Annotated in this window: 21 protein-coding genes; 9 read left to right on the plus strand and 12 right to left on the minus strand. The window is 69.4% G+C overall.

Annotated elements, in window-relative coordinates:
- Positions 1-87: 87 nt before the first annotated feature.
- A complete protein-coding gene (locus tag ACFXIV_RS43225; RefSeq protein ID WP_379402763.1) occupies positions 88-678 on the minus strand; it encodes a hypothetical protein in 591 nt (196 codons plus the stop codon).
- Positions 679-864: 186 nt separating this feature from the next.
- Between ACFXIV_RS43225 and ACFXIV_RS43230 the strand changes: the two genes are divergently transcribed.
- Together ACFXIV_RS43230 and ACFXIV_RS43235 are read left to right on the plus strand one after the other, a co-directional pair.
- Positions 865-2,253 carry a sensor histidine kinase gene (locus ACFXIV_RS43230; protein ID WP_379402764.1) on the plus strand — a complete coding sequence of 463 codons (1,389 nt, stop codon included), beginning with the start codon at positions 865-867 and terminating at the stop codon, positions 2,251-2,253.
- A complete protein-coding gene (locus tag ACFXIV_RS43235; protein WP_379402765.1) occupies positions 2,250-2,888 on the plus strand; it encodes a response regulator in 639 nt (212 codons plus the stop codon). The genes ACFXIV_RS43230 and ACFXIV_RS43235 overlap by 4 nt, the downstream gene beginning before the upstream one ends.
- Positions 2,889-2,894: 6 nt before the next feature.
- On the opposite strand, the gene ACFXIV_RS43240 is transcribed toward ACFXIV_RS43235, so the two are convergent.
- The 6 genes from ACFXIV_RS43240 to ACFXIV_RS43265 form a co-directional block, all read right to left on the minus strand.
- Entirely contained in the window at positions 2,895-3,476 is a 582-nt protein-coding gene (locus ACFXIV_RS43240) for a dihydrofolate reductase family protein (RefSeq protein ID WP_379402766.1), read from the minus strand.
- 118 nt (positions 3,477-3,594) lie between these two features.
- Positions 3,595-4,452: a bifunctional DNA-formamidopyrimidine glycosylase/DNA-(apurinic or apyrimidinic site) lyase gene (gene mutM, locus ACFXIV_RS43245; protein ID WP_379402767.1), complete on the minus strand. Its 858-nt coding sequence runs from the start codon at positions 4,450-4,452 to the stop codon at positions 3,595-3,597.
- On the minus strand, positions 4,453-5,223 hold the full coding sequence (gene rnc, locus ACFXIV_RS43250; RefSeq protein WP_379402768.1) for a ribonuclease III: 771 nt from the start codon (positions 5,221-5,223) through the stop codon (positions 4,453-4,455).
- 16 nt (positions 5,224-5,239) lie between these two features.
- Complete coding sequence (rpmF, locus tag ACFXIV_RS43255; protein ID WP_040859971.1) at positions 5,240-5,422, minus strand: 50S ribosomal protein L32; 183 nt, start codon at positions 5,420-5,422, stop codon at positions 5,240-5,242.
- Positions 5,423-5,424: 2 nt separating this feature from the next.
- Positions 5,425-6,045 (minus strand): YceD family protein, encoded by a 621-nt coding sequence (locus ACFXIV_RS43260; protein WP_379402769.1) that lies wholly within the window; start codon positions 6,043-6,045, stop codon positions 5,425-5,427.
- A gap of 145 nt (positions 6,046-6,190) precedes the next feature.
- Positions 6,191-6,937, minus strand: a complete 747-nt coding sequence (locus ACFXIV_RS43265; protein ID WP_379402770.1) for a DivIVA domain-containing protein — start codon at positions 6,935-6,937, stop codon at positions 6,191-6,193.
- A gap of 265 nt (positions 6,938-7,202) precedes the next feature.
- Between ACFXIV_RS43265 and ACFXIV_RS43270 the strand changes: the two genes are divergently transcribed.
- A complete protein-coding gene (locus ACFXIV_RS43270; protein ID WP_379402771.1) occupies positions 7,203-7,760 on the plus strand; it encodes a GtrA family protein in 558 nt (185 codons plus the stop codon).
- 222 nt (positions 7,761-7,982) lie between these two features.
- Positions 7,983-9,056 carry a hypothetical protein gene (locus tag ACFXIV_RS43275; protein ID WP_379402772.1) on the plus strand — a complete coding sequence of 358 codons (1,074 nt, stop codon included), beginning with the start codon at positions 7,983-7,985 and terminating at the stop codon, positions 9,054-9,056.
- Positions 9,057-9,129: 73 nt separating this feature from the next.
- On the opposite strand, the gene coaD is transcribed toward ACFXIV_RS43275, so the two are convergent.
- Positions 9,130-9,615: a pantetheine-phosphate adenylyltransferase gene (coaD, locus tag ACFXIV_RS43280; RefSeq protein ID WP_379386787.1), complete on the minus strand. Its 486-nt coding sequence runs from the start codon at positions 9,613-9,615 to the stop codon at positions 9,130-9,132.
- 256 nt (positions 9,616-9,871) lie between these two features.
- Between coaD and ACFXIV_RS43285 the strand changes: the two genes are divergently transcribed.
- Positions 9,872-11,023 (plus strand): alkaline phosphatase family protein, encoded by a 1,152-nt coding sequence (locus ACFXIV_RS43285; RefSeq protein WP_379402773.1) that lies wholly within the window; start codon positions 9,872-9,874, stop codon positions 11,021-11,023.
- 96 nt (positions 11,024-11,119) lie between these two features.
- Here the strand turns inward: ACFXIV_RS43285 and ACFXIV_RS43290 are convergent, their stop codons facing one another.
- The 4 genes from ACFXIV_RS43290 to ACFXIV_RS43305 all read right to left on the minus strand — a co-directional run bounded on the left by ACFXIV_RS43290 (position 11,120) and on the right by ACFXIV_RS43305 (position 16,933).
- Entirely contained in the window at positions 11,120-12,118 is a 999-nt protein-coding gene (locus ACFXIV_RS43290) for a sigma-70 family RNA polymerase sigma factor (RefSeq protein ID WP_379402833.1), read from the minus strand.
- A gap of 45 nt (positions 12,119-12,163) precedes the next feature.
- A complete protein-coding gene (locus tag ACFXIV_RS43295; protein WP_379402774.1) occupies positions 12,164-12,904 on the minus strand; it encodes an SDR family oxidoreductase in 741 nt (246 codons plus the stop codon).
- A 70-nt stretch (positions 12,905-12,974) separates the two neighbouring features.
- Positions 12,975-13,532 carry a 16S rRNA (guanine(966)-N(2))-methyltransferase RsmD gene (gene rsmD / locus ACFXIV_RS43300; RefSeq protein WP_379402775.1) on the minus strand — a complete coding sequence of 186 codons (558 nt, stop codon included), beginning with the start codon at positions 13,530-13,532 and terminating at the stop codon, positions 12,975-12,977.
- Positions 13,529-16,933 carry a pyruvate carboxylase gene (locus ACFXIV_RS43305; RefSeq protein WP_379402776.1) on the minus strand — a complete coding sequence of 1,135 codons (3,405 nt, stop codon included), beginning with the start codon at positions 16,931-16,933 and terminating at the stop codon, positions 13,529-13,531. Before ACFXIV_RS43305 ends, rsmD begins: the two co-directional genes overlap by 4 nt.
- A 320-nt stretch (positions 16,934-17,253) precedes the next feature.
- Here ACFXIV_RS43305 and ACFXIV_RS43310 point away from each other — a divergent pair, with 320 nt between their 5' ends.
- The 4 genes from ACFXIV_RS43310 (at position 17,254) to ACFXIV_RS43325 (ending at position 22,428) form a co-directional block, all read left to right on the plus strand.
- Entirely contained in the window at positions 17,254-18,453 is a 1,200-nt protein-coding gene (locus ACFXIV_RS43310) for a hypothetical protein (RefSeq protein ID WP_379402777.1), read from the plus strand.
- A 4-nt stretch (positions 18,454-18,457) separates the two neighbouring features.
- Positions 18,458-19,702, plus strand: coding sequence for a hypothetical protein (locus ACFXIV_RS43315; RefSeq protein WP_379402778.1), 1,245 nt, complete (start codon positions 18,458-18,460; stop codon positions 19,700-19,702).
- Positions 19,699-20,898, plus strand: coding sequence for a hypothetical protein (locus ACFXIV_RS43320; RefSeq protein WP_379402779.1), 1,200 nt, complete (start codon positions 19,699-19,701; stop codon positions 20,896-20,898). Before ACFXIV_RS43315 ends, ACFXIV_RS43320 begins: the two co-directional genes overlap by 4 nt.
- 72 nt (positions 20,899-20,970) lie before the next feature.
- A complete protein-coding gene (locus ACFXIV_RS43325; RefSeq protein ID WP_379402780.1) occupies positions 20,971-22,428 on the plus strand; it encodes a serine/threonine-protein kinase in 1,458 nt (485 codons plus the stop codon).
- The last annotated feature ends 190 nt before the right edge of the window (positions 22,429-22,618 follow it).

The raw sequence follows: 22,618 nt of genomic DNA on the forward strand, positions 1-22,618 counted from the left end.
CCCGCTCGACCGCACACGAAAGCGGTCCCGGCAACCGCCGTTACCGGGACCGCTTTCACCTGCCACTTGACAGAACCCGCCTACATATCAGCTGTACTGCGACAGCCGGTCCGCGGCGCGCCCCGCCGCCGCCCGCAGCCACACGGCCAGCCAGATCATGCCGGCGCCCACGAACACATGGCCCACCCGCACGATCGGCGCGGGCAGCAGGAACGTCAGCGACAGCGCCGTGAGTCCGGCGGCGTAGCACCCGACGGCGAAGGGCGGGACCACGCGCGCATGCCACAGTGCCGCCGAGAACAGCCACGTCCCGAGCAGGGTGAGCGCCGCTGTGGCGAGAAACGCCCAGCGCGCGGGCCCGTCGAGCAAGTGGCCGACCACCGCCGGATCCAGGTGCACCAGGACGAAGTTCATGGTGAACGCGATGCCCGCGAAGTATCCGAAGCTCAGGAAGTGCACCGCGAACGCCCACCCGCCGAACCGCCCCATCCGCTCGTACTGCGCCAGGTAGAGCCCCGCCGCGAACGCGATCCCGAACGGCACCGCCCCGCCATTGAGCACCTCGGTGACCGGAAACTTCTGCCCGGCAATGGTTTCCAGGACACCAGCGAGTGCGGTGGCCGCACCGCACACCACACCGGCGACGGCGGCGAGCCGGAACAACGATCGACCGTTCATTGTACAATTCCCTTCCGGGGCAGACGAAGTCGTACCTCCCGAACGCTACGAACCGGCACCCCCGGCCGATAAGTGCCGCGCGACCGATGGCCCGCGGCACGGTGACCGGTGACGGAACCATGACCTTCGACCTATTTCCGCGCCGGTCCCTCGCCTCGCCCGCACCGCGTCCCTACGCTCGATCCCATGTCCCGGCCCCGCGCACTCACCTGGGTAACGTGCTTCACCTACGCCTCGGTCCTGTGCGCCGCCTGGTTCGCGGCCCTCTCCGCCACCACCCCTGTCACTCCCCTCCGCCTCACCACCCTCACCCTCGCCCTGCTCGCACTCACCGCGCTGGACCTCCGCTCCGGCCGGTCCACCGAGGTCACCAGCCGGATCGCGGCCACCTCCCGGCACCCGGCGGACAACTCGGAGTCGCCCGCCCCACGCCGCCGCCGACGAATTCCAGGTTTGATCCCGGGCATCACGCCGCGCCCGCCTGACGAACGGCACCGACGCGAAGCCAGACGCGCGGCCGAATCAGCCTGCGCGGCGGTTGCTTCCGGAGCGCCGGGTGTGGCCGCCGCGCCGGAGACCTGGCGGGCCGGGTGGATCATGGCTGTGGGGTCGGTCGGCGGGCATGCCGTGATGTTCGCGGTGGCGGCGGCGGCCGACGTTTCGGGCAATGCCAAGGTCTTGTTCGTGCTGTTGCCGTTCGAAGCCTTTGTGACGCTGGGCCGCCGGGCCGCGATCGGGGTGGCGGCGACGATCCTCGGCGTGGTGGCCACCGCCGTCGCGCTGCAAGCACACGACCGCACCGGCACCGCGCGGCCGGCCGAGCTCGTGATGTTCTCGATCGGGGTGGTGTTCGCCGTGGCTCTCGGCGCGCTGACGGCGCGGGCCGAGAACGGCCAGCGGCGGGCCGAACGGTTGCTGGCGGAGTTGTCGGAATCGCATGCGCGCCTGCGGGAGTACGCCGATCAGGCGGCGTCGCTGGCGGCGGCCGCCGAGCGCGCGCGGGTGGCGCGCGATATCCACGACACCGCAGGACACCATTTGGCGGTGGTCGCGATCCAGCTGGAAAAAGCGGCCGCGTACCGGAGCCGGGATGCCGCCGCCGCGGATCAGGCCCTCGCCGACGCGCGCGATTCCGCACATGCCGCACTGGATCAGGTACGCACCGCGGTGGGAACCCTGCGCGCCGACACCGGCGGCTTCACGCTCGCCGCCGCACTGACGACGCTGGCGAACCGCTTGGACGGCAGCGGATTTCCGGTGCGGGTCGACATCGACGGCGCCGACGAGCCCGGCGAATCTGCGGCGTTCGCCCTGTATCTGGCCGCGCAGGAGGGTCTCACCAACGCGTTCCGCCATTCCGGGGCGCCGACCGCCACGGTTCGCGTGGAGCATCGGACCGCGCACAGCCTCCTCGAAATCTCCGACGGCGGAAGGGGTTTCGACCCCGGCACGATGGAGGGCCACGGCCTGACCGGTATGCGCGAACGGCTCGCACTCCTGGGCGGCGAACTCCGGGTGGACACCGGGCCGGACGGTACCCGGCTGCGGGCGCGACTCCCCCGGGGTTCGCGATGACCACCGCGACCACCGTCCTCATCGCCGACGATCAACCACTGGTTCGCGAGGGCATCGCCTCCCTGCTCGCGCTCCAGGCCGGGGTGCGGGTGGTCGGCACCGCCGAGAATGGTTCGGCCGCAGTCGATCTCGCCCTCGAACGGAAACCCGACGTGGTGCTGATGGACGTCCGGATGCCGGTCCTGGACGGCCTGGCCGCAGCGGCGGCACTGCGCGACCGCACGAAGGTCCTCATGCTCACCACGTTCGACGACGACGAGTACGTCATCCTGGCCCTGCGGGCGGGCGCGCGCGGATATCTGCTCAAGGATCTCCCGGCGGCCGATCTCGCCGCGGCGGTCCGGCTGGTGCACGCCGGTGTCGATCAGTACTCGGCGACCGTGTCCGCCCGCGTGCTCGGCATGCTGCGCGACCCGGGCCGCGGCACCGGCCCGCAACCCGCCGCCGACCTGACCAAACGGGAATCGGAGATCCTGCGCCTGCTGGCGACCGGCGCGTCCAACCGGGAGATCGCTCGCGCCCTGTATGTCAGCGAGGGCACGGTGAAGAACCACGTCTCGAACATCCTGACGCGGCTGGGTGTCCGGGATCGGACCCAGGCCGCGATCTACGCGCTCGACCACGACCTGGCATAGCGGCGGTCAGCGCACCCGGCTGTACTTGATGAAGGCCACGCCGTCCTCGAAGACGCGGCTGGTGAGCACCCGGAACCGGGCAGGTTCGGGCAGGTGACCGGCCGTGCCGAACAACGGGCGGCCGTGGCCGAGCACCATCGGGTAGAGCTTGAGGAACACCTGGTCGATCTCGGGCAGCAGGGTCTGGGCGAGCTCACCGCCGCCGCACAGCCAGATGCCGAGCCCCTTCTCGCGCTTGAGCTCGCGCACCCGCTCGATCGGGTTCCCGGCGATCAACTCCACATCGGGGGCGGGGTTCTCCGGCAGCGTGGTGGACACCACGAACTGCCGCAGATGGGCGTACGGGCTGGAAGTGCCGGTCCGGACGCCGAAATCGTGCGTCTTGCGGCCCATGATCACGGTGTCGAAGTTCTGGCAGGTTTTGTCGACGCCCATCACCTGACGAACCTTGGTTGGGAGGGTCTCGGGATACTGCGCGATGATCGCGGGCCCGTGGTCGCCCCCGACCGGGAAGAAGTCGACCGAGCCCGCATCGGTGGCGATGAATCCGTCGATGGTGGCCGCGACGTAGTAGGTCAGCTTGCGCATTTGTTTCCTCCAGCCGGCACGACACATGCCGCTAGTGAAAAAGGTAGCGCCTCGACAGACGGGATAGGGAGGCTCGGCCACACTGGAATGACCTTGAAGCGAAGAATACCCGCTGGTCTCAGCCGCGCGGGCGGGGTTGGCAACGAGGGCAGGAGAAAGACGAACGGTTCATGAACTTCTCCCGGCGCATGATCGCACCACAGCGCCGGCACGGTTCATCCTCGCGCCCATAGGCATTGAGCGACCGCTCGAAGTACCCGGACTGGCCGTTGACGTTCACGTAGAGGGCGTCGAAGGAGGTGCCCCCGGCCCGCAGCGCCTCGTCCATGACGTTCCGCGTCTCGCCGAGCAGCGTGTGCAGCGCGGGCCCGGTCAGCTTGGCCGCCGAGCGCTCACCGTGGATCTTGGCCCGCCACAGCGCTTCGTCGGCATAGATATTGCCGACACCGGAGACCACGGTCTGATCCAGCAGCAGCCGCTTGATCTCGGACTGCTTGCCACGCAGGGACTTCACCACGGCATCGGCGTCGAAGAGCGGATCCAGCGGGTCGCGCGCGATGTGCGCGGCGGACTCGGGCACCCAGGTCCCGTCCACCTCGACCAGATCCGAGAGCATCCAGCCGCCGAAGGTGCGCTGGTCCACGAACCGCAGTTCGTTCCCGTCGTCGAGGGCGGCGATGATGTGCGCGTGCTTCTCCAGCGGCGCGGTCGCGGGCTGCACCAGCATCTGCCCGGACATGCCGAGATGCACGACCAGAGACGTGTCGGGCTCATCGAAGGTGAGCCACAGGAATTTGCCCCGCCGCTGCGCGTTCTCGACGCGCAGACCGGTCAGTCGGGCGGCGAGATCGTCCCCGCCCAGCTCGTGCCGGCGCACCGAACGCGGATGCTTGACCGTCACCCGGTCCAGGACGCGGCCCACCACATGCTCGGTGAGCCCGCGCCGGACGACTTCGACCTCGGGAAGTTCGGGCATCTAGCTCTTCGAGCCGCCGGCCGAACCTTCGGGCGCGTTCTCGGCGTTCAACGCCTTGTAGGCCGCGCCCGCGGCCTTCTGTTCCGCTTCCTTCTTGGAGCGGCCCACCCCCTGGCCGTAACCCTGACCACCGATCACCGCCGTGGCGGTGAACTCCTTGTCGTGATCGGGCCCGGTGGAGGTGATCTCGTAACTGGGCACGCCGATGCCGCGCTCGGCGGTCAGCTCCTGCAGGCTGGTCTTCCAGTCGAGCCCGGCCCCCATGCGGGGACCGCGCTCGAGCAGTTCGGCGAACAGCCGCAGTACGACGGTGCGTGCCACATCGATGCCGTGCTGCAGGTGCACCGCACCCAGCAGCGACTCCATGCCGTCGGCCAGGATGCTCGGCTTGTCGCGGCCACCGGTGAGCTCCTCGCCCTTACCGAGCAGGAGATGGCGGCCGAGACCGCCCTCACCGAGACAGCGGGCCACCTCGGCCAGCGCGTGCATGTTCACCACGCTCGCGCGCAGCTTCGCCAGCTCGCCCTCGGACTTGTCCGGGTGCTCCAGATAGAGGCGCTCGGTAATGCTCAGGCCGAGCACCGAATCGCCCAGAAATTCCAGGCGCTCGTTGGTCGGCAAGCCACCGTTCTCGTAGGCGTACGACCGGTGCGTCAGCGCTAGGCGCAAAAGCTCCGGTTGTACGTCCACGCCGAGTGCCTCGAGCAGACTGGCATGGTCGGCTGCATCACCTACGGCGGGAATATCCGCCGCATCCTTGCTGGCGGTCACGGTCGCTGAACGCGAATCAGATCGCGGAGGTGACCTGACGGCCCTTGTAGGTGCCGCAGCTCGGGCACGCGATGTGCGGCAGGGTCTTCTGGCCGCAGGCGCGGTTCGGGCAGGTGATCAGGGTCGGCGCGGCGGCCTTCCACTGGCTGCGACGCGCGTGGGTGTTGGCACGGGACATCCGGCGCTTCGGAACGGCCACGACTAGCTCTCCTCTGTCTTCTTACTTGCGGCACGGTTGTGTCCCGCAAGGGTGGAATCGGTTGATGGGTCCGACACAGACTCTGCGTCGGGGGACTCAGCACTGAAATTCGCGAGCCCGGCCCAGCGAGGGTCAAGTATCTCATGACCGTGGCCGGAACCCGCAATCGCCATCTTGACGCCGCATTCCGGGCACAATCCGGCGCAGTCCGGCTCACACAGCGGCTGCAACGGCAGCTCCAGCCCGACGGCGTCGACGACGACCGGCTCGAGGTCGATCATGTCGTCGACGAGACGGTGGATCTCGTCTTCCTCGGTGGTCTGCTCGGTGGCGCTGTCCGGGTAGGCGAACAGCTCGGTGAGCTGCAACTCGATCTCGTCGGTGAAGGATTCGAGGCAGCGCGAGCACTCACCCTCGATGGGAGCGGTCACCGTGCCCATGACGAGCACGCCCTCGGAGACCGACTGCAGCGTCAGATCCATCTCGATCTGCGCACCGGCGGGGATGGCGACCAGGTCGAGCCCGATCCGCGCGTCGGTGGTGAAACTCCGATGCCGTTCCTTCATCGACCCCGGCGCGCGTCCGAGACTGCGTACGTCCAGCGCGAAGCCCGCGTCGGTCATCTGATGACGATGACGCGAAGCTTTACCGGAATCGGCAGGCATCTACGAACTCACTCACCTTAGGTGTGGAATGGGCAACCACCCAACAATACCGAAAGCCCCGCTTGCAGCCCAAATGAGGCAAGCGGGGCGAAACGATCGGCGATCAGCGGCGGAATTCCGAGGCGTAGTCCGGGACGCTGGAGCCGGGGCGGACCTGGTGGCGGCCGCGGCCGAGGATGCGCAGCGTGTTGTGCAGGGTTTCCTCGAAGTCGGCGAGCTTGCCGTCGACGTAGTCGTCGCATTCCTGGCGGAGGCGGTCGGAGTCGGCCTGGGCGCCGTCGATGAGCCGGGCGGATTCGGCATGGGCGGCGCGGACCACCTCGGTCTGCGAGACCAGGCGGTCCTGCTCGGCCTTGCCCTCGGCGACCGAGCGGTCGTAGGAGGCCTGTCCGGCGACGGCCAGGCGGTCGGCCTCGGCGCGGGCCCGGCCGGTGAGGGTGTCGTATTCCTTCTGGCCGTCGGCGACGGTGCGCTCGGCCTCCTCCTCCGCCGAGCCGACCAGGTGCTCGGCGTGGGCGCGGGCCTCGGCGACCATGCGATCGGCGTGCGCCTTGGCGTCGGCGAGGATGCGGTCGGCCTCGTCACGCGCGGAGGTAACCGTGTGGTGCGCTTGCTCATTGGCGGTCTTGACCGTGGTCTCGGCGCCGGTGCGGGCGTCGGTGACGATCTTGTCGCGGTGATCGAGCACGTCCTGGGCGTCGTCGAGTTCGCCGGGCAGCGCCTCGCGGACATCATCCAGAAGTTCCAGCACCTCACCGCGCGGCACGATGCAATTACGGGTCGGCGGGATGCCACGGGCCTCTTCGATGATGGCCACCAGTTCGTCGAGCGCTTCGAATACCCGGTACATGTGCTACCCCACTCTCCTGCCAGGACTCACGGCGAGACTCTCCGCTTCCGCCAGTCTGCCAATCTCAGCGCTGTCAACAAGGTCCGACGCGGCGTGTCGCCGGTTTTCCGGAACATGGTCTGTTTCACAGACCACAAAAACAAGTGGAGGAATCCACTCCACTTGGTGTTACCGTGGAAGGGCGAGAACGTGTCGGCCAATGGCAGTGGCCCGGAAGAACTCCGGACCGCCCGGCCGACACCCATGTGTTCGGATGGGGAAGACGATGGCTGTCCACGAGATTCCGGAACGGGCGACGATGCCCGTGACCGGGCTGGTGAACACCTATACCTACGGCACCGAGGCCCTGGCCTACGGCACCGAGGCCCTCGCACACGGCACCGAGGCCCTGCACGCGACGGGCTCGCGCTGGCTGGGCCGGCTCGGGGTATGGCTCCGCGGCGACGCGGTCTTCGCGCAGTTGATTCGCTTCGCCCTGGTGGGCGGCCTCAGCAATGTCGGCTACATCCTGCTGTTCCTCGCGCTCTACGGCGGCGGCCCGCAGCTGGCCAATCTGGCCGGCTCCATCGTGAGCACCGCGCTGGCCAACGAGATGCACCGGCGGCTCACCTTCCAGGCGGCCGACCGCGTGCGCTGGTACACAGCGCAATTGGAGGGCGGCGCGCTCGCGCTGGCCGGACTGGCCATCACCTCGGGTGGGCTGGCCATTCTCGAGGTCACCGAGCCGGGCATCGGCGGCCTCGCCGAAGCCATTGCGGTGCTGGGTATCACCGCCGCGGTCGGCACCATGCGCTTCCTCACCCTGCGGCTCTGGGTGTTCTGAGCCCCACCCACTCCGTGTTCTCCGCGTGTGCGGGAACCCTTTTCGGCCTGTCCGCGTCCAAGACAGCATCGACGACGAAAGGGGTTCCGACATGGACCGTTGGCGCGGATGCCTTGGGGGACGGCGGGATACGGCCGGGCCGCGACCACAGCGGCCGACGGGGCGGGTCTGCGGGTCGTGCGTGCGGCACCGGCGCCCGCGGCCGCCCCGCCGGGAGGGCGAGTGACAACCCGGACCCCGGCTGCCGCCGCGGCGATGGGCGCTACGGCCGAGACGATCGCCACCAGCGCCGAGGGGACGGCCGGGAGTGGCGGACGGCGGTGCGGGACAGGCGGATCCCGGCAGGCGCTGCTCGAGGGGTGCGGCGCACAGCGGAGCCTCGGGCAGCAGCGGGGGCACAGGCAGCGGCGGAGCCTCGGGCAACAGCGCAGACCTGGGGATCACGGGCTCGCGCCGGCCCTGGGCCGGCGGGAACAGCATCGGCAATTGATCCGGGCTGTGCTGCCGGACATGGCGGCGGGCACCGTGGTGAGTCACCAGTCGGCGGCCGTGCTCTACGGCACCACGCTCTGGCGCACTCCCCTGGACCGCGTGTGCGTCACCCGCAACCGCCGCGGCGGCGGCCGGACCAGGCCCTGCACGAAAGTCCATGGTTCGCCGGTGGATTCGGCGGCGCAGCTCGACGGGCTGCTGGTCACCACCCCGGCGCGGACGGTGGTGGATCTGGCCCTGACCCTGCCGTTCGACGCGGCCGTCGTGGCGGGCGACGCGCTGGCGGGCATGTTCGGGCTGGGAGCGGCCGAACTGGGCGACGAGCTCGCCCGGGCCAAGGGCCGCTACGGGATCGGGCAGGCGAAGCAGGTGATAGCGATGCTCGACGGCCGCAGTCAGAGCATCGGCGAGTCCCTCAGCCGCACCATGATCCAGCAGCACGCGCTGCCGCTGCCCCGATCGCAGGGCAATGTGCTGACTCCGGACGGCCGGTTCGTCGGCCGGGTCGACTTCTATTACGAATCCGCCGGTGTCCTTTGCGAATTCGACGGCCCCACCGAATACGGCCGGCTGTTGCGGCCGGGTCAGGACCTCGCGGCCGCCGTGCAGCGCGAGCGGACCCGCGAAACCTATCTGCGCGCCCTCGGTTTCGACGTGGTCCGCTGGACCTGGGACGACCTGGTCAGGGGGCGGCCGGCCCAGCACCTGCGGTCCGCCCTGGCCACCCGCCGACGCCGCCCGGAGGGCCGGATCGAGCCGGCTCCGGCGCCCGAACCGCGCAGCCTGACGGTCCGCGCACTGTGATACCGCGATCCGCGCACTCTGAACCGGGCCGGATTCCGCAGGGGCGGAAGGGGTTGCGCCCCTGCGGTGGCGATCAGGCCCGGCGTTCGGCGATGCGGGCGAGCAGGCGCTTGTGGACGATCGGCGGGAGCAGGTCGGCGACGTCACCGCCGTAGGCGGCGACCTCCTTGACCAGGGAGCTGGAGACGAAGCCGTAGGCCGGGTTGGTGGCGATGAAGTAGGTGTCGACACCGGTGAGCTTGCGGTTCATCTGGGCCATCTGGAGCTCGTAGCCGAAGTCGGTGGCATCGCGCAGGCCCTTGACGATGGCGGTGATGCCCTGCTGTTTGGCGAAGTCGACCAGCAGGCCGCGCCAGGATTCCACCCGCACATTGGGCAGGTGGGCGGTAACCTCGCGGATCAGGTCCATCCGCTCCTCGACGGTGAACATGCCCTGTTTGTTGGGGTTCACCACGACGGTCACGACGACCTCGTCGAATTGCCCGGCGGCGCGGGCGATCACGTCGAGATGTCCATTGGTCACGGGGTCGAACGACCCGGGGCACAGTGCTCCAGCCATGGTCGAACGCTACCGCATGTCGGCGAGGCTGCCGCGGCCCGGTCCGGCCGGTGCTGCGTAGTTATGCCTGGTCAGCTATGGTTCCACAACCTAGCAACTGCTTGCTCCCCGTTTGCGTACTGTTCGGTTTTCTCGCGTTGATCGTTTCCTGACCCAATTGCGAAGCTGCATCGGCAATCTCGCTCGATGAAGGAAGTACACACATATGGCAAGGGCATCGTTGGGTCGGAAGATCGCAGTCACCGTGGCTGCGACGGTGAGCGCGTTCAGCGGCCTGGTGGGCGCGTCCGCGTCGGCCGATCCGGGGAACGGCCAAGGGGCGGCGCCGGAACACATCTTCTACATCATGATGGAGAACCAGGGGGACGATGACATCCTCGGCAACACCGCCGACGCGCCCTTCATCAACCAGCTGGCCAACGACAACGGCGTGTCCACCGGTTTCCACGGTGTGACCCACCCGAGTCTGCCGAACTACCTCTCCATGTTCTCGGGCGACTTCCAGGGTATCTGGGACGACTGCAAGGCCGGCGCCGACTCCACCTGCGCCCCCGAGGAATTCGTCCCGAACTCCGGTGACGGCACCTCCGGCGCCGCGCTGACCCCGGCTCAGATCGCCAGCGCGACCGCCAAGCCGCACATGTTCGCCGGCAAGAACCTGGTCGACGAGCTCGAGGGCAAGGGCAAGTCCTGGAAGGCCTACATGGGCGGTATGCCGCAGGCCGGCTTCCAGGGCGAGTTCGCGCCGGGCGACGTCAACGGCACCGCGGTCAAGCTGTACGCCCAGAAGCACAACCCGTTCATGTACTTCTCGGACGTCAACTCCCCCGGCAACGCCCGCATGCAGAAGGTCGTGCCGTTCGAGAACAACTTCGACGCCGACTTGAAGAGCGGCAACGTGCCGGCCTTCACCTGGATCAGCCCCGACCAGTGCTCGGACATGCACGGCCTCTCCCACGCGGCCGCGACGCTGATCAACAAGCCGACCTGTGAGGAGCCGGCTTCCGGTGTGGCGCACGGCCCGATCCACCTGGGTGACGACTATCTGAAGGACACCGTCACCAAGATCACGAACTCGGACGTCTGGAAGAAGACCCGCTCCAGCATCGTGATCGCCTGGGACGAGAACGACTACTCCGGCTTCTCCGGCGGCCCGGGCAGCCCGGTCGGCGCCAATGGCACCGTACTCGGTGGCGGCGACGCCCCGCTGCTGGTGATCAACTCCGACAAGGTGCACAAGGAGCAGGGCGAGAAGGGCAAGCCCCAGCCCCACCACAAGACGTCCACCGACCTCGCCGACCACTACTCGGTGCTGTCGGCCATCGAGCAGATGTGGGACCTGGGCTGCCTGGCCAACACCTGCCAGTACAAGGCTCCCGAATCGCTGCGGGACCTGTTCCAGAACTGACGTTCTCGGACATTCCTGACGATGCCCGCCGTGTCGCACACGGCGGGCATCGCCGTATCCGCCGCTCCCGCTTCCGATCTCGCGACGGGCCGGGCCTCAGAGTTCGAGCGCGGCCTCCGCGCCGAAGGTGCTGACCAGGGCCGGGTCGTTGAACGCGGTGATGCGCCCGATCCTGGCCCCGATCAGCGTCAGGACGTGAATCCCGTAGGCCGCGTAGTGGTGGTCGTCGACGCGTTTGTGAACGATGAAGGCGGGCTGGCCATTCGCGCGGGTCGGCGTGAAACGCCACAGGCCCGGCCGCAGGATACGGCTGCGCAGGAATCCGAGGACCGCCTCGCGTCCGGTGAACCACGTTGGCGTGGGCGGCATTTCCATCTCCACGTCGGCACGCAGGAGTTGGAGCAGCGCGGCATGGTCGGCGCGGGTGAACGCGTCGACATAGCCGTCGAGCAGCCGCCGCTGCGCGAGTTCGTCCGGCTCGGCCAGGTCCGCCTCCACCGGCCCGGCCTGCGCCAATCGGCTCCGCGCCCGCCGCAGCGCACTGTCCACGGCGGTCGGCGTGGTGTCCAGCATGGCGGCGACCTCCGCGGTCCGGAAGGCCAGCACGTCGCGCAGCGTCAGCACCGCGCGCTGCCGGGCGGGCAGCAGTTGCAGTGCCGCAATGAAGGCCAGCCGCACCCCGGTCCGCCCGGCCACGATGGCGGCCGGATCGTCGAACCCGAACAACGAGTCCGGCGCGGGCTGCAACCACGCCACCTCGGGCTCCCGGGCCGCCATCGCCACCCGGTGATCGTCCTCCGGCGCACCCAGCCCCGACGGCAGTGGCCGGCGCGAGCGCCCCTCCAGCGCGGTCAGGCAGGCCATGGTGGCGATCTTGTACAGCCAGTGCCGCAGCGACGACCGGCCTTCGAACCCGCCGAACCCCCGCCAGGCCCGCAGGTAGGTCTCCTGCACCAGGTCCTCGGCATCGTGCACCGACCCCAGCATGCGATAGCAGTGCGCGAGCAGCTCCGGCCGGAATCGCTGTGTGAGAGCGGTGAATTCGCGCTCGGTGGGCGGTGCGGTGACCGCGGGCCGTTCGGTGTCGGAGGGCATGGCCGCTACTCCCGGAGGTGCGCTGGTCGTCATGGTCGCGACCCCTCAGCCGATCTGCTTCAGCCCGGCGCCGCTCACCAAGTATTCCGCCGCGCTGCCGGGATCACCGGCGAGTTCGACCACCGCCTTGCCGACCTGTTCGGGTGTGAGCACCGGCGCCATCCCGGCGAGATAGGTTTCCACGTCGATGCCCTGCCGGGCGGCATACCCCGCGACCCCTTTCCGGCCGAGCTCGGTGGCCGGTGTCAGCCGGGGCAGCAGCGCCACGAACCGGATACCGAGCCCCGCGCGGTCCGATTCCTCGGCGGCATACGTCCGGATGAATCGGATGGCGGACTTGGCTCCCGCGTATCCGCCGCTGAGCGGCGACCCGGCCAGCGCGGCCCCGCTCGACATGGCGATCACCGCACTCCCCGGGGGCAGCGGCTCCCGCAGGGCGGCCCCGATCCAGACGAACGCCTGCTTGGTATCGGTCTCCCAGTTGCGGCTGAAGGTCTCCCAGGTCTGCTCGTGCACGGGGGCCAGGGGCGGAGTGGCCCCGGCATTGAGCACCAGCAAATCCGGCCGGTACCCGCGAATCACCTTCTGCGCCACGGCTTCCTCGGTCGCGTCGGCCGCCACCGGCACGAATCGGTCCCCGAGCTCCGCACGGACGTCCTGTAGTGCCTGCTCGTCCCGCGCCACGCCGATCACCCGCGCGCCCGACGCGACGAGCGAGGCGGCGATCGCCCGCCCGAATCCCCGGCTCGCACCGGTGACCACGGCGGTCCGTATCGAATCCGACATCACGTACTCCCTACTCCGGTCTGTTCCTGTCGGTATTCAGACCGGCGGGAGCCGGGAAATCCGTCGGGTGTCAGCCCTCGAATTCGGCCAGATCGATGCGGGTTTCGCCGTAGGTGCGGGACTTCAGCGGTGCGTAGCCGTCGGGCCAGGACACCTCGGGCGAGCGGGTGGAGCGTTCGACGACGATGAGGGCGTCGTCGTGGAGCCAGCCGTTGGCGGCGAGGGCGCGCAGGTCGGCCTGCACGTCGGCGACGTCGAGGTCGTAGGGCGGGTCGGAGAAGACCAGGTCGTAGCGTTCCGGCGGCGCGCCCGACAGAACGCTGATGACCGAGTTCTGGCGCAGCTCCGCGCCCGGTAGCCCGAGGTCGCCGATATTGCCGCGAATGATGGCGGCGGCCTTGCGGTCCGCTTCGATGAGCAGCGCGTGCGAGGCGCCGCGGGACAGCGCCTCCAGGGCCAGCGCCCCCGAGCCCGCGTAGAGGTCGAGGACATGTAGGCCGTCGAAATCCATGCGGGCGTGCAGGAGGCTGAACAGCGCCTCGCGCACCCGGTCGGAGGTGGGGCGGGTGCCCGCCGGGGGGACGCGCAGGCGTCGGCCCCCGGCGGTACCCGCCACGATGCGGGTCATTCGGCGGCGGCCTCGGTGAGGCTCACGTCGACGAGCAGGTCGCCGCCCTCCACCTGCTGCACCTTGGCGATGGCCACACGGCGGACCACGCCGGCGCGCGGGGCGGTGATGGCGGCCTCCATCTTCATTGCCTCGATGGTGCCGATGGTGTCGCCCGCCGCGACCGAATCGCCTTCGGAGACGGCCAGGGTCACCACGCCGGCGAAGGGTGCCGCGATGTGGCCGGCATTGGTCTTGTCGGCCTTCTCGGCGGCGGGGATCTCGCTGGCGATGGAGCGGTCGCGCACCGTGATGGGGCGCAGCTGCCCGTTGAGGATGCACATGACCGTGCGCATGCCGCGCTCGTCGGGTTCGGAGATGGCCTCCAGGCCGATGAGCAGGGTGACGCCCTTGTCGAGCTGGACGTGGTGTTCTTCGTCGTGGCGCAGGCCGTAGAAGAACTGGTTGGCCGACAGCCCGGTGGTGTCGCCGAACTTCTCGCGGTGGGCGACGAATTCGGCGGTGGGGCCGGGGAACAGCAGGCGGTTGAGGGTGGCCCGGCGCTCGGCCGAGGTCCCGTTCAGCCCGGCCTCGTCGGCCGCGGTCAGCTGGGTTTCCGGCTTGGCGGGGCCGCGGCCGGCGAGGGCGCGGCTGCGGAAGGGCTCGGGCCAGCCGCCGGCCGGGGTGCCGAGTTCGCCGCGCAGGAAGCCGATGACCGAGTCCGGGATGTCGTAGCGGCCCGGGTCGGCGGCGAAGTCCTCGACGTCGACGCCGGTGCCGACCAGTGCCAGCGCCAGATCGCCGACCACCTTGGAGGACGGGGTGACCTTGACCAGCCGGCCCAGCATCCGGTCGGCCGCGGCGTATTTGGCCTCGACCTGCTCGAACTGGTCGCCCAGGCCGAGCGCGATGGCCTGCTGGCGCAGGTTCGACAGCTGGCCGCCGGGAATCTCGTGGTGGTAGACGCGGCCGGTCGGCCCCGGCAGCCCGGATTCGAAGGGCGCGTACACCTTTCGCAGCGCCTCCCAGTACGGCTCCAGGTCGCACACGTTCTGCAGGTTCAGCCCGGTGTCGTGGGGCGAATTCGCCGCTGCCGCAACGATGGCCGAGAGCGCGGGCTGAGACGTGGTGCCCGCCATGGGCGCCGACGCGCCGTCGACGGCGTCCGCACCGGCCTGCCAGGCCGCCAGGTAGGTGGCCAGCTGGCCGCCCGGGGTGTCGTGGGTGTGCACGTGCACGGGCAGGTCGAACTCCCGGCGCAGCGCGGTGACCAGGGTGTGCGCGGCGGGCGCGCGCAGCAGTCCGGCCATGTCCTTGATGCCGATGACGTGCGCCCCGGCCTCGACGATCTGCTCGGCGAGCTTGAGGTAGTAGTCGAGGGTGTAGAGGTCCTCGCTCGGGTTCGACAGGTCACCGGTGTAGCTGAGCGCGACTTCGGCCAGGGCCGTGCCGGTTTCGCGGACGGCGTCGATGGCCGGGCGCATCTGGTCGACATTGTTGAGCGCGTCGAAGATGCGGAAGATGTCGATGCCGGTGGCGGTGGCCTCGGAAACGAAAGCGCGCGTGACCTTTTCGGGGTACGGCGTGTAGCCGACGGTGTTGCGGCCGCGCAGCAGCATCTGCAGGTTGATGTTCGGCACCGCCTCGCGCAACGCCGCGAGCCGCTCCCACGGGTCCTCGTAGAGGAAGCGCAGCGCCACGTCGTAGGTTGCGCCGCCCCAGCATTCGATGGACAGCAGCTCGGGCGTCATGCGCGCCACGTGCCCGGCCACATCGAGCAGGCCGTTGGTGCGGACCCGGGTCGCCAGCAGCGACTGGTGCGCGTCGCGGAAGGTGGTGTCGGTGACGGCCACCCCCTCGCGGTTGCGCAGCCACTGTGCGAAGCCCTCCGGCCCCAGCTCGAGCAGCCGCTGCCGGGTGCCGGGCGGGGGCGGCACGGTCATGTCGAGGGCGGGCAGCTTGTCGTGCGGGTACACCTTGGTCGGCCGCGAGCCGTGCGGCTTGTTCACGGTGACGTCGGCCAGGTACTGCAGGATCTTGGTGCCGCGGTCGGCCGAGCTCTTGAGGGTGAGCAGCTGCGGCCGCTCGTCGATGAACGAGGTGGTCACCCGGCCCGCGCGGAAGTCCGGATCGTCCAGCACCGCGAGCAGGAACGGGATGTTGGTCGTCACGCCGCGGATGCGGAATTCGGCGACCGCGCGCCGGGCCCGCGCCACCGCGGTGGCGAAATCGCGTCCGCGGCAGGTGAGCTTGACCAGCATGGAGTCGAAGTAGGCCCCGACCTCCGCGCCGACATTCGCGCCGCCGTCCAGGCGGACGCCCGCGCCGCCGGGCGAGCGGTAGCCGGTGATGCGGCCGGTGTCGGGCCGGAAGCCGTTGGCCGGGTCCTCGGTGGTGATGCGGCACTGCAGCGCCGCGCCCCGGATCTGGATGCCGTCCTGGCTCAGGCCCAGATCCGCCAGGGTCTCCCCGGCGGCGATACGCAGCTGCGACTGCACCAGGTCGACATCGGTGATCTCCTCGGTCACCGTGTGCTCCACCTGGATTCGCGGGTTCATCTCGATGAACACGTGATTCCCGCGCTCGTCGAGCAGGAATTCCACGGTGCCCGCGCAGGAGTAACCGATCTGGCGGGCGAAGGCCACCGCGTCGGCGCAAATGCGGTCGCGGAGTTCGGGATCCAGATTCGGGGCCGGGGCGAGCTCGATCACCTTCTGGTGGCGGCGCTGCAGCGAGCAGTCGCGCTCGAAGAGGTGGATGACATTGCCCTGCTGGTCGGCCAGGATCTGCACCTCGATGTGGCGGGGGTTGACCACCGCCTGCTCGAGGAACACGGTCGCGTCGCCGAAGGCGGATTCGGCCTCGCGCGCGGCGGCCTCGATGGATTCGCGCAGCTGGGCCGGATCGGTGACCCGCCGCATGCCGCGCCCGCCACCGCCGGCCACGGCCTTGACGAACAGCGGGAACTCCATGGACTCCGCGGCGGTCATGAGCACATCCACATCGGCTGACGGTTCGCTCGAGCGCAGCACCGGCAGTCCGGCGGCCTTGGCGGCGGCGATGGCGCGCGCCTTGTTACCGGTCAGTTCGAGGACCTGCGCGGACGGGCCGATGAAGGTGATGCCCTCGCGGGCGCAGGCGGCGGCCAGGTCCGGGTTCTCCGACAGGAAGCCGTAGCCCGGGTAGATGGCGTCGGCACCGGCGCTCTTGGCGGCCTTGATGATCTCCTCGATCGACAAGTACGCCCGCACGGGGTGGCCCGGCTCACCGATCTGGTAGGCCTCGTCGGCCTTGAGCCGGTGCACGGAGTTGCGGTCCTCGTACGGAAAAACCGCGACGGTACCGATGCCGAGTTCGTAGGCCGCGCGGAAGGCGCGAATGGCGATCTCGCCGCGGTTGGCGACCAGGACTTTGGAGAACATGGGTAGAAGGTACCTGCCCGGGGATACGGATCGGGCATCGAAGTCCCGTTCGGTGCAATCTTCACAGGACCGACCTTCCGGTTGCGAATTTGTGTTAATCACCGCGATACATCCCTGTCGGTGAGGGTTGCGACGCTCCGACCACGGAATTCGCCGTCATGCTAAGGATTGCGCCCCCGCGGCCCGCCGAGGCGCGGGCGCGCGCCGAGACATCCCGGTGCCCGGATTGCGGCGCGATCGTGTCCGAGACCACACCGCCGGCCGCCAAAGCCGCGCGAGAAGGCTTGCGCGCCGGTAACATCCGGCGCGAGGAGGGGACGGTGAGATCGTTCGCGTCGCGCGCGCCGCTGCTGTGCGGTGTCGCGGTCGTGCTCGCCGCGGCGACCGGCTGTGCCACCAGCGTTTCCGGGCAACCGGTGCGGCAGCAGACCGATCCGGCCAGCCTCGAGGTCGGCAACTATCAGGTCACGCCGCGCGTGGTGGGAAATGCCAAGACCGACAAGCAATCCCGCGTCCGCGAATCACAGCGGCTGTCGGACTACGTGGCGCTGCCGTTCGAGGCCGACCGGGACTACGCCTACGAGTGCTCCAACGACGTCCGCCCGCACATCGTCACCAATCACAAGGGCCTGGGCGACATCCTCATCAACGACACCTTCGACGAGGTCGCCCACGATCTGCGCGGCGGCTGGGTCGATACCTGGTGCACCGGATCCGATTCCGACGACAAGCACCGCAGGCTGAGCATCGCGGTGCTGGAGCTGCCGGACGCCGGGCGCGCCGCGGCCGTCGGCCCCGCGCTCGAGCACGACGATTTCACCTACAACGTCGACAACCAGGCCGTCACCCTGCCGAAATACCCTGACAGCAAGGCGCATTGGCGGCCGAACGTGGCCTCGATCGGCTCCTGGACCGTGCACGACCGCTACGTGGTGTTCATCAAGGTGGTCGACGAGCTGGCCGCCGCACCGGATCTGTCCGACCTGACCGCCCGCACCGAACGGATGCTGGATGTGGAACTGCCGCTGCTGGACCGGTTCCAGCCCACACCCACTGACCGGTTCGAGCACCTGCCGCTCGATCCCGACGGCGTTCTCGGCCGCACCCTGCCGACGAATCCCGAAGAGCCCATGCGGCCGGATCCGGACGGGGTGTACACGGGCCGCGGCGCGCTGCAGAGCCTGACCGACAACGACCTCGATTTCCTGACGGTCGGCGACATCGACCTGGTCGGCTACGGCGACGCGCTGGTGTTCCACAGCCGGACCGGGACGGCGGCCCGCGCGCTGTGGGACCGGTGGAATCCGTCCACGGACACCTCCGGCGATCGCCGGAGCATCGCCCCGCCGCCGAGTTTCCCCGGCGACATCGGCTGTTTCGCGGTGCTGGACCACGGAAATGTGGTCGCCAACCAGTGCAACTTCCACGTGGACCGGTACACCGTGCAGGTCGGCGCCATGAACGTGCCGGAGCTGTATCAGAAGACCTCGGCCGAGTACGTGCTGGTGACGAGCAGGTGACGGCGTGAGGCGAATCCGCGAATTCCGCAGGCCGCGAATGGTTCTGGCGATCGTGACGGTGGTGACCGCCGTCCTGGCGTTCGGCGTCGCGGTGGCGTCGTCGACGGTTCCGGGTCGCCCGATCCCCGGCATGACACCGGCCGACCTCTCGAAACTCGTTGTCGGACCGTATCCTTCGGCCCCGATCGAGTACGCCCCGACGTACTCGGTCGCCACCGACGCGTACCAGATCGAGTCGCGCCGCATGATGACCTATCTGGTCGGTCCGGACGAAATCGATCCCGACGTCACGTATCTGGGCGGGGCCCGGGTGCTGGACACCTCCGACGCGAACTTCGACGACACCGCAGGGCCCTTCCCCAAGGCCTGGCAGGTGGTCGCCCAGAACAATCGCATGATCGCGGGCGCGTACATCTGGCGAAACAACAACAGTGTCCGGGCGCGCAAGCACATCACGCTGGCGGTCATGCGGTTTCCGACCGAGCCGGCCGCCCGGGCCGCGATCGACGGGTTCGCCGATGCGCTGGCCGCCCCTGGGCTGCACCCGATTCCGATCGACGGCGTGGACGCGCGGGCGTCGTCGATCACCGATGCCAAGGGCCAGGTCTTCGCGGTGCACGGCGTGTACGCGATCGTTGGCCACGCCGTGATCCCGCAGGCCGATCCGGCCGCGCTGGGGGTGCGATTGCGGGCCATGGTGCAGGCCCAGCTCGCCCGGATGGCCGATCTGACGCCGACGCCGCTGGAGGACCTCCCCGATCTGCCGATCAACCCCGACAACATCCTGGGATCGACGCTGCCGAACAAGTACGACACCTCCGACGCCGACCAGTTCGGGTGGAATTACGGCGGTGTCTACACCCCGGCGGGCGCCCTGCACTACGAACGCGACGGCGCCGCCGCCCGCAAGGCATTCGCTGCGGCCGGGGTGGATCTGGTCGCCCGCAATGCCGCGACCGTCTACCGCACCCGGGACCTGGCGGCCGCCTTCGGTTTACAGGCCGCGCTGACCACCCTGGGCCGCGACGACGACGAATTCCCCAATCCACCCGGCATCACCGACGCGCACTGCATCCAGCTCGATGAACCCGAGCCGATTCGCCAGTACACCTACATCTGCGCGGTCGTGTACGGCCGGTATGTCGCGGTGATCGGGGCGGAGGCGCGGTTCAGCGGCGGTGCACCGGCCTCGTTCCCGCAACGGGTGGCGGCGCAGTATTCGATGCTGGCCAAGAGCGGACAGTCATGACCACCGCGCGCACCAGTACCCTGCCCGGCCGCCTGGTCCTGCTGGCATTGGTGGCCGTCCTCGCGGCCTCGTGCGGCTCGGACCATCGCGATCCCGCGACACCCGCTTCGAGGGCCGCGATCGTCGATACCTCCCAACTGGATCCGGGCAACTACCCGGTCGTACCGCGCGCGATCACCAGCCAGGAGCCCGACATCACGGTGGGCGATCTGCTGCAGGAGTCGATCCGGATGGCCGAGCACGTGCCGCTGGCCCTGGATATCGACAACCGCCTGGTGTTCAACAATTCCGCGCACGCGATCACGGCGGACTACCCGCCGATCAGCATCGACAACTTCAATGACGAAGCGCCGGGCCTGATCTCGGGCTGGGAGTCGGGCGGGCGGCATCGGTCCGACACCACGCTCGGGCTGAACGTGGACATCACGGTGCTGCGGTTCGCGAAGTCCGAGCAGGCCGCGGCGGCCGGGAATTTCCTTGTCGGACTGGCCAGTCCGGATAATCCGGACAAGGGGCCGCTGCAGATTCCCGGGTACCCCACCGCCAAGGCGGCGCTGACCTCGCTCGAATGGGTGAAGGCCACCTACGCGCGGGACGACTACCTCTACTGGCTCTACATCGAGGACGACCTCACGGTGCCCGACGGTCCGGGGGCTCTGCTGGACACGGCGAAACTCGTGCTGGACAAGACGATCGAGGCCATGCGGGACTACCGGCCCACCCCGCTGGATCAGCTCGCCGGGCTGGCCGCCGATCCCGAGGATCTGCTCGGCCGCACCCTGCCGCCGGGCAAGGGCCAGATCTGGGCGACCGAGGGACTGTACGGTCCCCATGCCGCCCTGACCCTCGACGACCGGCCGGTGGCCACCCGGCGCGCCTTCGACGAGGCCGGGGTGGACCTGGTGGCGCACGCGCTCTCCGGCGTCTACCGGGCCCGGGACGCGGCGGGCGCACAACGGCTCACCGGCGCCTTCGTGGACGAGCTGAGCGACCGGTACAAACCCATCGACCCACCGCCCGGCCTGGCGACCGCCCGGTGCCTGCAGCTGAAGGACGAGAAGGACACCGCCGGAGCGAAATTCATGTGCTATCTGCCCTACGACCACTTTGTCGCCGAGGTGTTCGCCGACCAGTCCCAGGATCTGCGCCAACGACTTTCGGCACAGTACGAGCTACTGGCCTACGGGCACATCTGATGCCGGGCCGGGTGTGACGATCGTTGCTACATTCGTAAGGTCGGGATCCCGGCAGTGCTGAGGAGGATGTCCATGCCGTTGCGGCCCGGCACGATCGTGGGCGGCCACCGGGTGATCCGAGTGCTCGGCAGTGGCGGCATGGGCACCGTGTATCTGGTGCAGGATCCGATGTTCCCGCGGCGGCTCGACGCGCTGAAGGTGCTCAGCGCCGATCTGTCCCACGACGAGCACTACCGGGCGCGGTTCGAGCGCGAGGCGAATCTCGCGGCGGAACTGGATCATCCGAACATCGTCACGGTCTACGCGCGCGGCGAGGAGGACGGCCGGCTGTGGATCGCCATGCAGTACGTGCCCGGCACCGACGCCGCCGTGGAATTGAAGAAGAACCCCGCCGGCATGACGCCGCAGCGGGCGCTGCGCATCATCACCGAGGTCGGCAAGGCCCTCGACCACGCGCACCGGCGCGGGCTGCTGCACCGGGATGTGAAACCCGCGAACTTCCTGCTCTCGCCGGGTGAGCCGGACGACGAGCCCGGCGGCGAGGAGCGGGTGCTGCTCACCGATTTCGGTGTGGCCAAATCGATTACCGACGGCCGCGAGCTCACCGCCACCGACAGCCTGATGGCGACGCTGGCCTACGCGCCGCCCGAACGCCTGGTCGCCGGGCCGCTCGACCATCGCGGCGACATCTACAGCCTGGGCTGCGCGTTCGTGAAGCTGCTCACCGGCCGCACCCCGTTCCCGGTGACCTCCCTGGCCCAGGCCACCCTGGGTCACCTCCAGGAGCCGCCGCCCGCGCTGAGCCCGCTGCGCCCGGACCTGCCGCCGGCGCTGGACGCGGTCATCGCCAAGGTGCTGGCCAAGGATCCGGACCACCGCTACGCCACCTGCCACGACTTCACCCATGACGCGGCGCTGGCACTGCAGGGCCGGATGCCGTCCGCCGCACCGGTCGTCCCCGAGCCGCGCCGACGGCGCCGGCTCGCTCCGGCCATCGCGGCAATCGTTGTGCTGCTCGGTATTTCGGGCGTCACCGCCTTCCTGGCCACCAACCACGAGTCCGGCGGCTCGACCGGCGCGACCACCACCGTGCACACCGATGCGCTGGATCAGGTTCGCTCCGCCCACCCCACCTTCCAGAACAAGACCGTCGCCGCGTTCAACTTCGGCGACGGCAGCCTCTCCGCCGACCTGGACACCAGCGATCAGGCGAAGTTCCTGGTGGACATCGGCTTTCGCTACAGCACCGACTACCGCGCCCAGCCCGGCGAGGCGTCGCCACGTCCACTGTCCCCCTCCGACGTCTCGGTCCCCGACGTCGACATCGTGATCGTCGTGCGCACCGACCGGCAGGCGGGCAACGGCGGCCTGCGCGGCCTGCCCAGCGGCTTCCTCTCCTCCAGCCTCTCCCACGCCAGGCTGGTGATCGTCGACGATCCCGCCACCGTCCAGTCCTTCCAGACCTGGACCGACCGCTCCCCCGACGTCCTGGTCCAGAAGGTCGTGCCCGCGATCGTGAAGGTGCTCTGACCGAGCCCGGTCGACGTCCTCCGCATCGAGAGTTGTTGTGGCGCTTGATGGGCGGCCCGGCGCACTTGCGCCACCGCGGTTGGCCGGACCCCCCGGTCCTGTTACGCTGCGGCCCGGACAGGAGGTCGAGGTGATCGGAAAGCGGTGGGGGGTCCGGTGCCTGCCGGTCGTGGCCGTGCTGGCGCTGGCG

It is taken from the genome of Nocardia sp. NPDC059236 (assembly GCF_042754085.1).
Lineage (GTDB): Bacteria > Actinomycetota > Actinomycetes > Mycobacteriales > Mycobacteriaceae > Nocardia.

What these genes read in the sequence shown, in the direction of transcription:
- ACFXIV_RS43225 (WP_379402763.1), bottom strand. Translation starts at nt 678, where the DNA reads ATGAACGGTCGATCGTTGTTCCGGCTCGCCGCCGTCGCCGGTGTGGTG.
- ACFXIV_RS43230 (WP_379402764.1), top strand. Translation starts at nt 865, where the DNA reads ATGTCCCGGCCCCGCGCACTCACCTGGGTAACGTGCTTCACCTACGCC.
- ACFXIV_RS43235 (WP_379402765.1), top strand. Translation starts at nt 2,250, where the DNA reads ATGACCACCGCGACCACCGTCCTCATCGCCGACGATCAACCACTGGTT.
- ACFXIV_RS43240 (WP_379402766.1), bottom strand. Translation starts at nt 3,476, where the DNA reads ATGCGCAAGCTGACCTACTACGTCGCGGCCACCATCGACGGATTCATC.
- mutM (WP_379402767.1), bottom strand. Translation starts at nt 4,452, where the DNA reads ATGCCCGAACTTCCCGAGGTCGAAGTCGTCCGGCGCGGGCTCACCGAG.
- ACFXIV_RS43260 (WP_379402769.1), bottom strand. Translation starts at nt 6,045, where the DNA reads ATGACCGACGCGGGCTTCGCGCTGGACGTACGCAGTCTCGGACGCGCG.
- ACFXIV_RS43265 (WP_379402770.1), bottom strand. Translation starts at nt 6,937, where the DNA reads ATGTACCGGGTATTCGAAGCGCTCGACGAACTGGTGGCCATCATCGAA.
- ACFXIV_RS43270 (WP_379402771.1), top strand. Translation starts at nt 7,203, where the DNA reads ATGGCTGTCCACGAGATTCCGGAACGGGCGACGATGCCCGTGACCGGG.
- coaD (WP_379386787.1), bottom strand. Translation starts at nt 9,615, where the DNA reads ATGGCTGGAGCACTGTGCCCCGGGTCGTTCGACCCCGTGACCAATGGA.
- ACFXIV_RS43290 (WP_379402833.1), bottom strand. Translation starts at nt 12,118, where the DNA reads ATGCCCTCCGACACCGAACGGCCCGCGGTCACCGCACCGCCCACCGAG.
- ACFXIV_RS43295 (WP_379402774.1), bottom strand. Translation starts at nt 12,904, where the DNA reads ATGTCGGATTCGATACGGACCGCCGTGGTCACCGGTGCGAGCCGGGGA.
- rsmD (WP_379402775.1), bottom strand. Translation starts at nt 13,532, where the DNA reads ATGACCCGCATCGTGGCGGGTACCGCCGGGGGCCGACGCCTGCGCGTC.
- ACFXIV_RS43305 (WP_379402776.1), bottom strand. Translation starts at nt 16,933, where the DNA reads ATGTTCTCCAAAGTCCTGGTCGCCAACCGCGGCGAGATCGCCATTCGC.
- ACFXIV_RS43320 (WP_379402779.1), top strand. Translation starts at nt 19,699, where the DNA reads ATGACCACCGCGCGCACCAGTACCCTGCCCGGCCGCCTGGTCCTGCTG.
- ACFXIV_RS43325 (WP_379402780.1), top strand. Translation starts at nt 20,971, where the DNA reads ATGCCGTTGCGGCCCGGCACGATCGTGGGCGGCCACCGGGTGATCCGA.